At 74.5% G+C, this 13,522-nt stretch carries 12 protein-coding genes; 5 read left to right on the top strand and 7 right to left on the bottom strand.

The window, feature by feature from the left end:
* Positions 1–104 precede the first annotated feature (104 nt).
* Positions 105–1,601 carry an alpha/beta hydrolase gene (locus ACIF8T_RS20110; protein ID WP_400036808.1) on the top strand — a complete coding sequence of 499 codons (1,497 nt, stop codon included), beginning with the start codon at positions 105–107 and terminating at the stop codon, positions 1,599–1,601.
* A gap of 116 nt (positions 1,602–1,717) precedes the next feature.
* On the opposite strand, the gene moeZ is transcribed toward ACIF8T_RS20110, so the two are convergent.
* The 7 genes from moeZ to ACIF8T_RS20075 all read right to left on the bottom strand — a co-directional run bounded on the left by moeZ (position 1,718) and on the right by ACIF8T_RS20075 (position 11,155).
* Positions 1,718–2,896 carry an adenylyltransferase/sulfurtransferase MoeZ gene (gene moeZ, locus ACIF8T_RS20105; protein WP_400036806.1) on the bottom strand — a complete coding sequence of 393 codons (1,179 nt, stop codon included), beginning with the start codon at positions 2,894–2,896 and terminating at the stop codon, positions 1,718–1,720.
* Positions 2,897–2,959: 63 nt separating this feature from the next.
* Positions 2,960–3,691 (bottom strand): spherulation-specific family 4 protein, encoded by a 732-nt coding sequence (locus tag ACIF8T_RS20100; protein WP_400036974.1) that lies wholly within the window; start codon positions 3,689–3,691, stop codon positions 2,960–2,962.
* A gap of 56 nt (positions 3,692–3,747) precedes the next feature.
* The gene (locus ACIF8T_RS20095; RefSeq protein ID WP_400036804.1) at positions 3,748–4,707 is read right to left on the bottom strand and encodes an NAD-dependent epimerase/dehydratase family protein; all 960 of its coding nucleotides are present in this window, start codon (positions 4,705–4,707) and stop codon (positions 3,748–3,750) included.
* Positions 4,708–4,813: 106 nt separating this feature from the next.
* Positions 4,814–6,139 (bottom strand): hypothetical protein, encoded by a 1,326-nt coding sequence (locus ACIF8T_RS20090; protein ID WP_400036802.1) that lies wholly within the window; start codon positions 6,137–6,139, stop codon positions 4,814–4,816.
* Positions 6,136–7,956 (bottom strand): DUF3492 domain-containing protein, encoded by a 1,821-nt coding sequence (locus ACIF8T_RS20085; protein WP_400036800.1) that lies wholly within the window; start codon positions 7,954–7,956, stop codon positions 6,136–6,138. Before ACIF8T_RS20085 ends, ACIF8T_RS20090 begins: the two co-directional genes overlap by 4 nt.
* A 221-nt stretch (positions 7,957–8,177) precedes the next feature.
* Positions 8,178–9,461, bottom strand: coding sequence for a DUF3152 domain-containing protein (locus ACIF8T_RS20080; RefSeq protein WP_400036799.1), 1,284 nt, complete (start codon positions 9,459–9,461; stop codon positions 8,178–8,180).
* 554 nt (positions 9,462–10,015) lie between these two features.
* Positions 10,016–11,155 carry an alpha/beta fold hydrolase gene (locus ACIF8T_RS20075; protein WP_400036797.1) on the bottom strand — a complete coding sequence of 380 codons (1,140 nt, stop codon included), beginning with the start codon at positions 11,153–11,155 and terminating at the stop codon, positions 10,016–10,018.
* A 274-nt stretch (positions 11,156–11,429) separates the two neighbouring features.
* Between ACIF8T_RS20075 and ACIF8T_RS20070 the strand changes: the two genes are divergently transcribed.
* The 4 genes from ACIF8T_RS20070 (at position 11,430) to ACIF8T_RS20055 (ending at position 13,351) form a co-directional block, all read left to right on the top strand.
* Positions 11,430–11,654, top strand: a complete 225-nt coding sequence (locus tag ACIF8T_RS20070) for a hypothetical protein (protein ID WP_400036795.1) — start codon at positions 11,430–11,432, stop codon at positions 11,652–11,654.
* 207 nt (positions 11,655–11,861) lie between these two features.
* On the top strand, positions 11,862–12,509 hold the full coding sequence (locus ACIF8T_RS20065; RefSeq protein WP_400036794.1) for a TetR/AcrR family transcriptional regulator: 648 nt from the start codon (positions 11,862–11,864) through the stop codon (positions 12,507–12,509).
* Between the two features lie 135 nt (positions 12,510–12,644).
* Complete coding sequence (locus ACIF8T_RS20060) at positions 12,645–12,872, top strand: DUF3107 domain-containing protein (protein ID WP_030220063.1); 228 nt, start codon at positions 12,645–12,647, stop codon at positions 12,870–12,872.
* A gap of 206 nt (positions 12,873–13,078) precedes the next feature.
* On the top strand, positions 13,079–13,351 hold the full coding sequence (locus ACIF8T_RS20055; protein WP_400036792.1) for a hypothetical protein: 273 nt from the start codon (positions 13,079–13,081) through the stop codon (positions 13,349–13,351).
* The last annotated feature ends 171 nt before the right edge of the window (positions 13,352–13,522 follow it).

Raw genomic sequence — 13,522 nt, 5'->3', positions numbered from 1 at the left:
AAAGCGTTATCCACAGGCTGTGACGGCCTAGGCGCGATCCGCCTACCATGGCGTGGACGGCTTCCGCGGCACGGTGCGGAGGACTCGCGAGGGGGGAAGGCCGCATGACGCGTTTCGTACGGTGGACGGCCCTGGCCGTCGCCGCCGCACTGCTGGCGGGGTGCAGCGGCGGTCCGGACACGGGAGACAGCGGCAAGGGCGGCGGGCCGCCGAGCGCGCAGAAACCGGACTGGGGGCGCTGCAAGGCCACCGAGGACGCCCCCGCGCCGGGCAGTGACTGGCAGTGCGCGACGCTGAGGGTGCCGCTGGACTGGTCGAAGCCGGACGGCGAGACGATCGGGCTCGCGCTGATCCGCGCCCGGGCCCGCGGCGACGACCGCATCGGCTCGCTGCTGTTCAACTTCGGCGGCCCCGGCGGCTCGGGGGTCGCCACGCTGCCCTCCTACGCCCCGGCGGTCTCCGCCCTGCGGGAGCGCTACGACCTGGTGAGCTGGGACCCGCGCGGAGTGGGCGCCAGCGAGGGCATCCGCTGCCGCGGCGACAAGGAGATCCAGGCCGCCGAGTCGACGGTGGACGCCACCCCCGACACCCCGGCCGAGGAGCGGGCCTTCCTCCAGGACGCGGCCGACTTCGGCACGGGCTGCCGGAAGTCCGCCGGGAAGCTGCTGGCCCACGTCTCGACCACCGACACCGCCCGCGACCTGGACCTGATGCGCCAGGTCCTCGGCGACGACGAGCTGCACTACTTCGGCATCTCCTACGGCACCGAACTGGGCGGCGTCTACGCCCACTTGTTCCCCCGGCGGGTGGGACGGATGATCCTCGACGCGGTCGTCGACCCCACCGCCGACACCCTGGGCCACGCCGAGAACCAGACCCGGGGGTTCCAGCGCGCGCTGGACGACTACCTGAAGTCGACCGGGCAGGACCCGCGGGAGGGTTCCCGGAGGATCGCCGACCTGCTGGAGCGCATCGACGCCCGGCCGTTGCCGACGTCCTCGCCCGGCCGGAAGCTGACCCAGACGCTCGCGCTCACCGGCATCGTCCTGCCGCTGTACAGCAAGGCCGGCTGGCCGGCGCTGACCGGCGCCCTGGAGGCCGCGGAGCGGGGGGACGGCTCGGAGCTGCTGGTGCTCGCCGACCGCTACAACGAACGCGACCCGTCGGGGCGTTACGGCACCGGGTCCCACGCGCAGCGGGTCATATCGTGCCTGGACGACAGGCAGCGGCCGTCGGTGGCGGAGGCGAGGAAGCTGCTGCCGAGGTTCGAGAGGATCTCGCCCGTGTTCGGCGCGTTCCTCGGCTGGGACACGGCCGGCTGGTGCCACGACTGGCCGGTGGCGGGGCAGTTCGAGAACCCCGAGGTGAGCGCTCCGGGAGCGGCTCCGATCCTGGTCGTCGGCAACACCGGCGACCCGGCCACGCCGTACGAGGGTGCCCGGAGGATGGCGGACGAACTGGGCCCGGGTGTCGGAGTGGTGCTCACCTGGCGGGGCGAGGGACACGGGGCGTACGGCAGCGGGAGCGACTGTGTCGACTCCACGGTCGACGGCTATCTGCTGAAGGGCACGCTGCCGAAGGACGGCGAGGTCTGCGCCTGACCGCCGGCCGGGCCCCGGCGAGCGCGGCCGCCGACGCGCCACGGCGAAGGCCCACGGCGTCCGGACGGATCGGAGCCGTGGGCCTCGGCGGCCGCCCGAGGCGGGCGGCCGATGGCTCAGTAGACCGGCTTGGCCGGCTCGATCTGGTTGACCCAGCCGATCACGCCGCCGCCGACGTGCACCGCGTCCGAGAAGCCCGCGGACTTCAGCACCGCGAGGACTTCAGCACTGCGGACACCCGTCTTGCAATGCAAGACGATCTTCTTGTCCTGCGGGAGGCCCTCCAGGGCGGTGCCCATGAGGAACTCGTTCTTCGGGATCAGGCGGGCGCCCGGGATGGAGACGATCTCGTACTCGTTCGGCTCGCGGACGTCGATGATGTCGATGTTCTCGCCGTCGTCGATCCACTCCTTGAGCTGCTTGGGAGTGATCGTGGAGTCGGCGGCCGCCGCCTGGGCCTCCTCGGAGACGACGCCGCAGAAGGCCTCGTAGTCGATGAGCTCGGTGACGGTCGGGTTCTCGCCGCAGACCGCGCAGTTCGGGTCCTTGCGGACCTTGACCTGGCGGTACTGCATCTCCAGGGCGTCGTAGATCATCAGGCGGCCGACCAGCGGGTCGCCCACGCCGGCCAGGACCTTGATCGCCTCGGTGACCTGGATCGACCCGATGGACGCGCACAGCACGCCGAGCACGCCGCCCTCGGCGCAGGAGGGGACCATGCCGGGGGGCGGGGGCTCCGGGTAGAGGCAGCGGTAGCAGGGACCGTACTCCGACCAGAAGACGGAGGCCTGACCGTCGAAGCGGTAGATCGAACCCCACACGTACGGCTTGTTCAGCAGCACGCAGGCGTCGTTGACCAGGTAGCGGGTCGCGAAGTTGTCCGTGCCGTCGACGATCAGGTCGTACTGGCTGAAGATGTCCATCACGTTGTCGGCCTCGAGCCGCTCCTCGTGAAGGATCACGTTCACGTACGGGTTGATGCCCTTGACGCTGTCACGGGCGGACTCGGCCTTGGAACGGCCGATGTCGGACTGGCTGTGGATGATCTGACGCTGCAGGTTCGACTCGTCGACCTCGTCGAACTCCACGATGCCGAGCGTGCCCACGCCCGCGGCGGCCAGGTACATCAGCGCCGGCGAGCCCAGGCCGCCGGCGCCCACACACAGCACCTTGGCGTTCTTCAGCCGCTTCTGCCCGTCCATCCCCACGTCGGGAATGATCAGGTGGCGGGAGTACCTGCGGACCTCGTCTACGGTGAGCTCGGGGGCCGGCTCGACCAGGGGTGGCAGCGACACGGGGACTCCGTTGGTCGGTCAATCACTACAGTTGTTCTCCCCGTAACACTGCCACGGCCTTTTTCATTCCGAGACACCCGTTCCGACACGCGAGACGATGTCGTCCCAGTAGCCGGGCAGGCTCGCCCAGGGGTCGACGCGGCCGCCGCGGTCCGTGCGGTCGGTGAAGTAGACCGTCGCGGCGCCCTGCCAGCGGGCGACGCGCAGCGCCTCCTCCAGGTGGGAGCGCGGCACGCCGTGGACGAAATGGCAGAACCGCTCGGGCGGATGGTCGGCGGTCCACTGCGCGGCCTGCGACCAGCGGTAGGCGCTCCAGGGACCGGAGAAGGTGACCAGCTGGTCGGCGACCTCCGCGTAGCCGGGGTCCGGGTGGACGCCGTGCCCGAGGACGATGTGGGCATCGTCACGCAGCGTGCGGAGCGCGGCGAGCGTGCGGCGGACCTCGGGCAGGGCGGCGCCTTCGGCGGGACAGCGGTCCAGGAGGAAGCCGTCGACCCGGTACCACTCCAGGTACCGGTGCGCGTCGGTGACCACTTCCGCCACGGTGCGGGAGCCGGGGGCGGCGAGGCGGCCGAGGACCCGGACCCCCGCGTTGCGCACGTGGCCGGCCGCCTCCAGGCAGTGCGGATCGGGCAGGACCCCGGGCCCGTCGGCGACGTCGAGGGTGACCCAGTGCAGGGGCGTGCCCGGGCGGGTGAGACCGGCCCATTCGGCGCGGGCGAGGAGGGGGTGCGCGTAGCCGGGGATGCCGAGCGCGGTGCGGGTCCTGGCGGTCCCGGTACCGCGGTGGTGCACGGCGGGCCGGGCGGGACGGTGCGGACGGACGGCCGTACGGCGGGAGGGCGTTCTCGTCAGATGCGACACGCCGCCTCCATCCAGATGTCGGCGAGGGACTCCTCGAGGTTGATGCGGGGGCGCCAGCCGAGCCGGTCGCGCGCGGTGCGCACGTCGGCCTGCTGCCAGCTGCCGCACCCGTCCGGGTACGGGTACGCGACCGGGGCGGCGTGGTCGGGGTCCGGACGGGGGTGGCCGATGGCGGGGCGCAGGGGACCGGGAGGGGCGTCGAGTTCGTGGAGGGCCCCGCCGTATCCGGCCACGCGGGCGAGGATCGCGGCGGCGTCGCGCAGGCGCACGGCGCGGCCCGAGCCGATGTTGATCACGCCCTGCGCGGCGGAGAGCGAGGCCGCGTGGACGGCGCGGGCCACGTCGCGGACGTCGATGAAGTCGCGCTGCGCCCCGAGGCCGCCGAGCTTGAGTTCGGCGTCGCCGGACTGCATGGCGCGGCGCAGGGCCTCGGCGAGACGGCCGAGCGGGGAGCCGGCGGGGGTCCCGGGCCCGACGGGCGAGAACACCCGCAGGACGACGGCGTCGAGGCCGGAGCCGAGGACGAGTTCGGTGGCGGCGAGCTTGCTGACGCCGTACGGGCCTCCGGGACGCGGGACGGCGTCCTCGGCCGTGGAGGAGCCCGGCTGGCTGGGGCCGTACTCCGAGCTGCACCCGATCTGCACGAGGCGGGCGCCGCAGCCGCTGCGGCGCAGGGCCTCGCAGACGGTGGCGACGGCGACGGTGTTGTGGCGGGTGAGTTCGCGGGCGCCGCCCCGCGTGGCGCCCGCGCAGTTGACGACGACGCCGGGGTGGACCGCGTCGAGGAAGCGGGTCAGGGCGCCCGGGCTGCCCGTCGCGAGGTCGAAGCGGACGTCGGCGTCGTCGCCGCGGCCGAGGGCGGTGAGCTGGACCGCGGGGTCGGCGAGCAGGCGGTCGGCGACGAAGCGCCCGAGGTAGCCGTTGGCTCCGATCAGCAGGACTCTCATCGGGCCGCTCCCGGAGTGGGGGTGCCTGGGCGGGTGGTCATGCGGAGTTCTCCTTCACGCGGGGAGGGGTGGGGGTGTGGGGGGTGGAGCTGGGGTGACCCGGTCGTCAGCGCGGCGGCTCCGCCGGGGCGTGGGCCGAGGCCCGGGTCAGCTTGCGGGTGGCGTGGACCAGCAGGCCGAGGGCCGCTGCGCCGCAGGTGAGCGCCGGGACACCGCCGGGTCCGCAGAGGGCGACGAGGGTGTCCACGGGGACGGCCAGGGCGGCGCAGCCGGGGAGGCGGGCCGCGAAGACGGACGCCAGTGCCGCCGCCTGGGCCGCGACCGTGGCGGCGAGCAGCACGGCCGGGGCGTGGGCGAAACGGTGGGCGGTCAGGAGCCGGGCCAGGAACAGGAGGGCGCCGAGGGCCAGGGTCCCGGGGTGGACGGCGGGCTCGTCGAGGACCGCGCCGCAGAGGGCGAGCAGGGCCGTCAGGGCGGTGAGGAACAGGGCGAACACACCGAGCAGCAGCGGTCGGACGGTGCCGGCGAACTCCTCCAGGCCCCGGCTCGCGGCGAGCCTGCGGCGGGCGCGCACGGCGAAGAGGCGGGCCGTCCAGGCCGCCGGCGCACAGGCCAGGGTGAGGGCCAGCACCGGGGCGACGGTGACGGGCCAGGGGCTGTCCGCACCGCCCCCGGGCGGGCCGTCGGGGCCGCCCGCGAGGGCCGTCGAGAGCAGGCCGTCGCCCAGGAGCGCGTAACCGACGAGCCAGTACGTCCAGGCGGGGGACGCGCCGGGTGCCGTGCGGTCGGCGGTGCCGAGGGGTCCTCGGCGCAGGGCCGCCCGGAGGGCCAGGGCCACCGCGAGGATGCCGACGGCGACGGCGGTGAGGCGGGTCCGGCCGTCGGTGAGGTGCACGGCGGCCACCGTCGCGGCGCACAGCGCGCCGGGCAGCAGGGTGAGGAGGACCCAGTCCGCACGGGCCCGCGCGGCCGGGACGGGCGCGGGGCGCGGGGGCACGTCCGCGTCCCGGGGGACACGCGCGTACATCTCCTCCGCGAGGGAGAAGACGTCCCGGTGACGGAAGCGGGCGGCGGTGCGGTCCGTGACGCCGTGGGCCTCCAGGCCGGCCGCGATGTCGAGGGGGTCGACGGCGCGCTCGCACAGCTCCCGGTGCCGGTGCATCAGCGCCTTCACGGGGTCGGCGGCGCCTCGGCGGACGGCGGGGGCCTTGTGGCCGCTTGTGGTCCGGTGGCCGGTTCCGCTCTGATGGCCGGTTCCGGTCCGTCGATCGGTGGCGGTCCGTTGATCGGTGGTGGTCGGGGCGAAGCCGGTCCCGTCGCCGCGCGCGGCGCCCGCCGCGGGTTCGTCGGCCGGCCCCCGCTCCGGCCGCGCGTCCCACGCCCCGGGGCTGCCCGGGGTCACGGGGCGGTCCGGTCCGCCCGGGCCGCTCATCGCGCTCCCTCCGCGGCGGCCAGCGGAGCGGAGCCCCGAGCGCCGGACTGGGCATCGGCCTGGGCAGGTGTCCGCGCCGGCACGGGCGCCGGCACGGGCGTGTCCGCCGCCACGGGCACAGGTGCAGGCATGTCGACCGACACCGGCGGCGCGGACACGGGCGTGTGCGCGGGCCCGCGCGCCGCCCACTGCGGAACCCCGCGGGGGGTGGGGCCGGCCCACGGGCCCGCGACGTGGGACTCGGCCGGAGCGGCGAACGGCAGGGGCTCCCCGGCCTCGCCGAGGACGACGCGGTGCACGGGATGACCGGAGACGATCTCCAGGTAAATGCCGCGAAATGCCTCGACGTTCTGCTCGACGGTGAACAGTTCGAGGGCGCGGGCGCGCGCGGCGGCCCCCAGGCGCTCACAGCGCTTCGGGTCGCGCAGCAGCGACACGCACGCCTCGGCGAGCGCCCGCGGATTGCGGGGCGGGACGACGAGTCCCGTGCCCCCGACGACCTCCACGACCGCGCCCACGTCGGTGGAGACGGTGGCGCGGGCGCAGAGCATCGCCTCGACGAGCTGGGCCGGGAAGCCCTCGACGACGCTCGACAGGACGGTCACGGGGCCGGAGGCGTACGCGTCGGCGGCCGTCGGGAGGTCGGGGCCGCCGATCTCGTCGAAGGACACCGGGTTGTCGCCGACGGCGTGCGGCCCCTCGGCCTCGTCGGGGAAGAGCTGGGCGGCCAGCGCCTTGCAGTGGCCGAGGTAGGCCGCCCCCTCGGGACCGGCGGGCGCCCCCACGATCCGCAGGCGGGTCCCGGGTTCCTCTTTGCGGATCTCCGCGAAGGCGTGCAGCAGGGAGACCAGGTCCTTCGCGGGTTCGACGCGGCCGGCCCAGACGAGGGTGGCCGGGTCCGCGCACCGCGCCGACTCGCCGACCTCCGCGAAGGGCGCGGCGTTCATGCCCGGGTAGACCGTGCGCAGCTTGGCCCGGTCGGCGCCGCAGCGCTCCTGCCAGCGGCGGGCGTGCGTGTTGCCGGGCGTGACGAGCGCGGCCCGCCGGTAGGTCTCGGCGGCCAGCCTGCCGTGGAAGGCGGCGAGCAGGGACCGGACCGCCGGGGAGGAGTCCGCGCTGGCCAGGTACTGCGTCCGGAGCTGCACCCCGTACTCGGTCACCAGCAGGGGGACGCCGCAGAAGTGCCGGGCGAGCAGGCCCGGCAGGGCGGCCAGGCCGTTGGACGCGGCGTGGCACAGGTCGACCGCGCCGAGCCCGGCGTCCTCGTACCAGTCGAGCGAGAGGGGGCGCAGGGCGCGTTCCAGGTGCGCGGCGACGGTGAGCAGCTCCGGCACGCGCGCCTCGCGGGCGGTACGCAGGGCGCCGGGCGCGCGGCAGGTGCGCTCCAGGAGGCGTACGGCGGTCTCGGAGCGGAGCGCTCCCGCCAGGCCGCCGGCGTCGCGGGCGAGGTCGGCGAGGCCGTACAGCGCGTTGGCGAAACGGTCCGCCTCCAGGGCCGGGTCGCCCCGCGAGGTGTCCGCCGGGCTCCCGGCGCACAGGGCGGCCGCCAGTTCGCCGTAGCACTCCTCGAAGCGCCGGCGCGCGCGGCGCCCGTACGCGGCCCCGTCCTCCTCGGTCGCCCACAGCGCGGCGGTGCGCACCCGGCCGACCTGGGGCGGCAGCGGGACCCAGCCCTCGTCCTCCTGGCGCTCACTGCGGCTGAGCGCGTAGACGTCGAACTCGTGCTGCTCCAGCCCGCGCACGAGCCGGTCGCACCAGAGTGTGGCGTCACCGCCGACGTACGGATAGCCACCCTCCGTAAGCAGTCCGATGCGCACGTGTGCACCCCCGATCTCCCGTATGGGGAGCCGCCGTTGCCCCGGCGGCTCGCAGCGGGACGAACGTACGCGGGCGGGGCGGTGGCGCGACGGACGGTTGTCCGTCGCGCCACCGGAAGGGGTGAACGGTCGTAACTTTCCCGCGCGGGTCGCGTTCGGTGGCGCTAGGAGATCACGCGGGCACGCGCCGTCACGCTACGCTCCTCCTGCCGGACGGTCCCTCAACTCCCGGGATACGGCCAGGGGTTGGGACGGCAGCGGATGCCGTCGTGGTCGAGGAACTTGGTCTGCTGCTGCATGACCGGGGCGAGGTCGCCGTTCTTGTCGCAGGTCACGTGGCTGTAGCCCAGACGGTGGCCGATCTCGTGGTTGATCAGCATCTGCCGGTAGGCGTGGATCCGGGCGCCGTACGTCCGGGAGCCCTGCGCCCACCGGTAGGCGTTGATCATCACGCGTTCGGTGGCCGCGGAGTCGCAGGAGACGTTGTCCACGGTGGTGTCCAGGCCCGACTTGGCGCACCACTCCGCGGTGGTACCGGGACTGGCCAGGGTGATGACGAAGTCGGGCTTGCCGGAGTGGACGCGCTCGAAGGTGCGCGCGCCGTTGTGCGCCCAGCTGCGGTCGTCGTTCAGCGTCCTGTGCACGGCCTCGGCGAACAGCTCGCCGTCCAGCCCGAGCCCCTGCTCCACGTCGACGCGGTAGGTGAACTTCTGCCCCGAGCCGGGCGCCTTGGCGATGCCGGGGATCGCGTCGAACCGTCCCGACCCCGCGAGTTCGGCGCCGAGCGGGTACTTCTTGTCCATCTTCTGCTCGTACGTGAGGGTCTCGACGCCGGCCGCCGCGGACGGCGCCGCCCGCCCGTCGCTCCGCGAGGCGGGGTCCCGGACGTCGCGGGCCTGATCGGCGGAGTGCGCCTGCACGGCGGCCCCGTCGTGGTCCTCGGTCACCTGCCCGGCGACGATGACCGCCAGCACGGTGGTGACGGCGGCGGCCGCGATCCCGGTGAACGTCCGGCCCTTGCCCCCCTTGGCGGGCGCGGACGCCGGACCGGCACCGCTGCCGCCCCCGTCGGCGCCGGAGTTCCGGTCGGCGACGTGTGCGTAGGGGCCGGCGGGCTGCGCCTCCCCCGTCATGCGGGCCGGGTGACCGGTCGCACGGCGGGGCACGAAGAGGTCGCCGTCCTCGGAGAAGGCGTCGAGGTACTCCGGCCGCGGCCCGCCCGGCGGGGCCTGCCGCTGCCGCGGTATGGGAGCGGCGGGTCCCGGAGCGGCGCCCGGCCCGTTGCCGGCCCGGCCGTGCAACGGGCCCCAGCCGCCCCCGGGTTCCCGCTGCTCGGGGTGTTCCCCGCGGACCTGCGGGCCTCCGCGTGCGCCGTGCCCGGGGGCACCGCCGGTCACCCGCGGCACCCCGTGCGCGGGGGTGCCGTCGGGAAGCCTCGGCACACCACGAGCCGGCGTGCCGTCCGCCAGCCTCGGCACACCGTGCGCGGGCGTGCCGTCGGGCATCCTCGGAACGCCGTGCGCCGGCGTGCCGTCAGGGAATCCCCGCCCGCCCTGCGGGGCGCCACCGGACACCGACGGCACACCGTGCGCCGGTGTGCCGTCGGAAAGACTGGGCACCCCCCGCGCGGGCGTGCCGTCGGGAAATCTCGGCACACCACGAGCCGGCGTGCCGTCCGCCAGCCTCGGCACACCGTGCGCGGGCGTGCCGTCGGGCATCCTCGGAACGCCGTGCGCGGGCGTGCCGTCGGGCAGGCGAGGTACTCCCCGGGCGGGCGTCCCGTCCGGCACCCAGCCGTCCGGCAGACGCGGCGCCCCGTAGCCGGGCGCGGGACCGCCCTGGGGCGCGGGCCGCTGTCCCTGCCACGCGCCGGGGGCCCCGGCGGGACCGGGCCCCGGCGGTGGCCCGCCCTCCTGACGGCTTCCCGGGACCGCGGCCGGGGCCGTCCGGCCGTCGTGCGCCGCGTCCCGTCCCGAACGGCCGTCCCGTACTGCGGTCGTGTCCGCGGCATCGCCCTTGGGGGCGGGCCCGCGGCGGCTGTGGCGTCCCACTTCGCGCCTCAGCCTCCCACGTTCTCGGTGGCGGCGGCGCCGCCGGCGTCCTCACCGGCGAGCGTCCGGGCATCACGCACCCCGGAAGCCCGCGCACCGCTCGTGCCCCTCGGCTGCACCGTGTCCCTCGCCCCCGTCGACTCCACCGGACCTGCCCCCGAACCCGGCTCCGGGCCGGACGGTCCCCTCGCTTCCGCACCCGCCTCCGCGAGGAGCTCGCGGAAGGCCATGGCCACCGTCTCGGGGTACTCCATCATCGCCACGTGGCCCGCGTCCGGCAGGGTCACCAGGCGGGAGCGGCGGAAGGCGCGGGCCGCCTTCTGGGCCATGCGGAAGCCGACGAGCTGGTCCCGGCCGCCGTAGACGAGCAGGGTCGGCGCGAGGACGCGCTCGGCCTGGCGCCACAGCCCCTGCTGGCCGCCGAGCGTGTACGCGTTGACCAGGCCGCGCGCGGAGCGGGCCATCGCGTCCCAGAAGTACGGCAGCCGCAGCCGCCGCTCCATCTCCTGCACCGCGTGCCGGAAGCCTTCCGGCGACACCCGCGCGGGATCTCCGTAACACAGGCTCATCACGCCCTTGACGCGCTGCTCCGCCGTCCACTCCCGGGTCATCCGGGTGAAGAGGAGGGCGACCCCGGGCACCGCCAGCAGCCCCGTCGGCATGGCGGAGCGCTGCACGCGGATCTCGGGGAGGGCGGGCGACACGAGCGTGAGCGTACGCACGAGGTCGGGACGGACCGCGGCGACGCGCGTGGCGACCGCACCGCCCAGCGAGTTCCCGAACAGGTGCACGGGGCCGCGTCCGGCGGCGTCGAGGTGACGGATCACCGCGCGCGCGTGCCCCGTGATCGAGTAGTCGCCGTCGTCCGGCGGCGGGGAGTCGCCGAAGCCCGGCAGGTCGACGGCCTCGCTGTCGACGACGTCGTCCAGCAGCGGCATCAGCGCCGACCAGTTCTGCGAGGAACCGCCGAGTCCGTGGACGTACAGGGCGGGGGGCAGGCCCTCGCGCGCGGGGGGCCGCGACCGCACCGTCAGCGTGACGCCGGGCAGCTGCACCGACCTGAGCCGCTCGCCCTCCGCGACCCTGACAGCCGCCACCTTGGGGAGCACGTTTGCGGGCGGCACGGATGGCAGCTCGGTCGAAGACATGCGGCAATGTTACGAGACGATCACGTACCGGTTCACGTGTTCGCCGTCACAGGTACCTGTCAACTCGCAGGGCAACACGTGGAGAAGCACGGCGTCCCCCGCGGCCGGGGCGCTCCCGCACGCGGCGGGAGGCCGACGGCGGGGCGGGCCGCCGGCGGGATCCGCGGGAACGGAACGCATAGCGTCCCGATCGGGTGTCTCCTAGGCTCGTACAGAGGGCACCCGCGTGTGGCCCCTGCATGTTTCAGGGACGTTCGTAGGAAGGGAGCCCAGCATGGCCTTTGACCCCACCGATCCCGAGACGTTCGAGGACGAGGAGGCGCAGGAGGTCCTGGAGTTCGACGTGGAGGCCCCCGAGGTCGACGCGGCCGAGCAGCACGCGGCCATCACGCCGGACCGCGACATCCCGCTGACCGAACTGAGCCCGGACCGGGCCAGCGAGGCCGACCTGGCGGAGCAGGCCCGCATCGTCGAGCTCGACGAGGACGACTACCGGTGACGGACCGCGGAGGGAGGCGGCGGAGGGCGCCGCTGAGCAGGAGAGAGGCCGCATGGTGCCCACTGTGATCTCGCTTGAAACCTTCTGTGCCGCTTTGTCCACCGTCCGGTCCGTGAAATTGTGCCCGCGCACCGCGCACACCACGGTTACCGAAAAGTACGATGGCGACGCGGCCCGGACCGCACGTGGACGACTATGGGAGGCGGCGTGACAGCCATCGAGCAGACAGAGGCGGTACGCCCGCGGGGCACACGCCTGCCACGCCGAGCCCGACGGAACCAGCTGCTGGGCGCCGCCCAGCAGGTCTTCGTGGCCCAGGGCTACCACGCGGCCGCGATGGACGACATCGCCGAGCGCGCCGGCGTCAGCAAGCCGGTGCTCTACCAGCACTTCCCGGGCAAGCTCGACCTCTACCTCGCGCTGCTGGACCAGCACTGCGAGTCCCTGATCCAGTCCGTACGGCACGCGCTCGCGTCGACGACCGACAACAAGCAGCGCGTACGGGCGACGATGGACGCCTACTTCGCGTACGTCGAGGACGACGGCGGCGCCTTCCGCCTGGTCTTCGAGTCGGACCTGACCAACGAGCCCGCCGTGCGCGAGCGCGTGGACAAGGTCACCACCGAGTGCGCCGAGGCGATCTGCGACGTCATCGCCGAGGACACCGGCCTGTCGCGGGCGGAGTCGATGCTGCTCGCCTCCGGCCTGGGCGGCCTCGCCCAGGTGGTGGCGCGGTCCTGGCTGCACAGCGACCGCAGCGTGCCGCGCGACCAGGCGGTGCAGCTGCTGGCGTCCCTGGCGTGGCGGGGCATCGCGGGCTTCCCGCTGCACGGGAACGAGCAGCAGCACCACTGACGATCGGTTTGTTCCCGGTCGTTGTTCGCTCGTGGCGTTCTCGGGCGCGCGGTACAGGTCCCCTCACCGGGCTAATGTGTGCTGGGTACGGCGCGGAAGGCCGCGCACATCACTGACCGTCGGAGGGACATAGCCGTGGAGGTCAAGATCGGCGTGCAGCACGCGCCCCGCGAGATCGTTCTGGAGAGCGGTCAGAGTGCCGAGGAGGTCGAGCGCGTGGTCGCCGAGGCCCTGGCCGGAAAGTCGCAGCTGCTGAGCCTCGTGGACGAGCACGGCCGCAAGATCCTGGTCCCGGCCGACCGCCTCGCGTACATCGAGATCGGCGAGCCCGCCCCCCGCAAGGTGGGCTTCGGCGCGCTGTAGGCACGCGCAGCGGCAAGCACGGCGAAGGGGCCCGGCGGTCATGTCGACCGCCGGGCCCCTTCGCCGTGCCGTGCCCGCGCACATCCTTTCGACGTCCACGGACGGAGCACAGGTCCTCCACAGGGGAGGATTGGATTTCGCAGGTCAGGGGTAGGACCGGCTACGACCGTTTGTGGGCAGGCCGGCCATGTGGGAGGGACCCCGACATGCTCCTGGAAGCGCTGAGTTCCGCGATCCTCGGCCTCACCCTGGCGTGGGCGGCCGCGCACCGCCTGCCGCACCGCCTGCCGGCCCGCCCGCTGGTGCTGTCGACGGGTGTCGCCGGATCCCTCTTCGGCGCTTTCGTCATGCACAGCGCGCTGGACGCCGGAAGCCTGCCGGTGATCCTGCTCGGCGCGGTGATCGTCTCCGTGGCCTCGCTGTCGCTGCTGCTGCGCCCGTCGGGAAGACTCCGCCGCCACTCGGCCACGACCGCCTGAGCCGCCGCCGGCGCGGGGCCCGGCACAGTCGCTGAGCCGGGGGCGGCCGGAGCACCGGAGCCCTGGACCGCACGCCGGTGGACGACCGGGACGCCGGAACACGCGACAGCGGAACGACCGGACCGGCGGCGTGCGCGGCAGCGGAACCGCCGGGCCGGCCGGAGGACACAG

This window comes from Streptomyces sp. NPDC085946 (assembly GCF_044540485.1).
In the GTDB taxonomy this organism is placed as follows: Bacteria; Actinomycetota; Actinomycetes; order Streptomycetales; family Streptomycetaceae; genus Streptomyces.
This window is presented reverse-complemented; position numbering and strand designations above follow the sequence as displayed.

What these genes read in the sequence shown, in the direction of transcription:
- ACIF8T_RS20110 (WP_400036808.1), top strand. Translation starts at nt 105, where the DNA reads ATGACGCGTTTCGTACGGTGGACGGCCCTGGCCGTCGCCGCCGCACTG.
- ACIF8T_RS20095 (WP_400036804.1), bottom strand. Translation starts at nt 4,707, where the DNA reads ATGAGAGTCCTGCTGATCGGAGCCAACGGCTACCTCGGGCGCTTCGTC.
- ACIF8T_RS20090 (WP_400036802.1), bottom strand. Translation starts at nt 6,139, where the DNA reads ATGAGCGGCCCGGGCGGACCGGACCGCCCCGTGACCCCGGGCAGCCCC.
- ACIF8T_RS20080 (WP_400036799.1), bottom strand. Translation starts at nt 9,461, where the DNA reads ATGCCCGACGGCACGCCCGCGCACGGTGTGCCGAGGCTGGCGGACGGC.
- ACIF8T_RS20075 (WP_400036797.1), bottom strand. Translation starts at nt 11,155, where the DNA reads ATGTCTTCGACCGAGCTGCCATCCGTGCCGCCCGCAAACGTGCTCCCC.
- ACIF8T_RS20070 (WP_400036795.1), top strand. Translation starts at nt 11,430, where the DNA reads ATGGCCTTTGACCCCACCGATCCCGAGACGTTCGAGGACGAGGAGGCG.
- ACIF8T_RS20055 (WP_400036792.1), top strand. Translation starts at nt 13,079, where the DNA reads ATGCTCCTGGAAGCGCTGAGTTCCGCGATCCTCGGCCTCACCCTGGCG.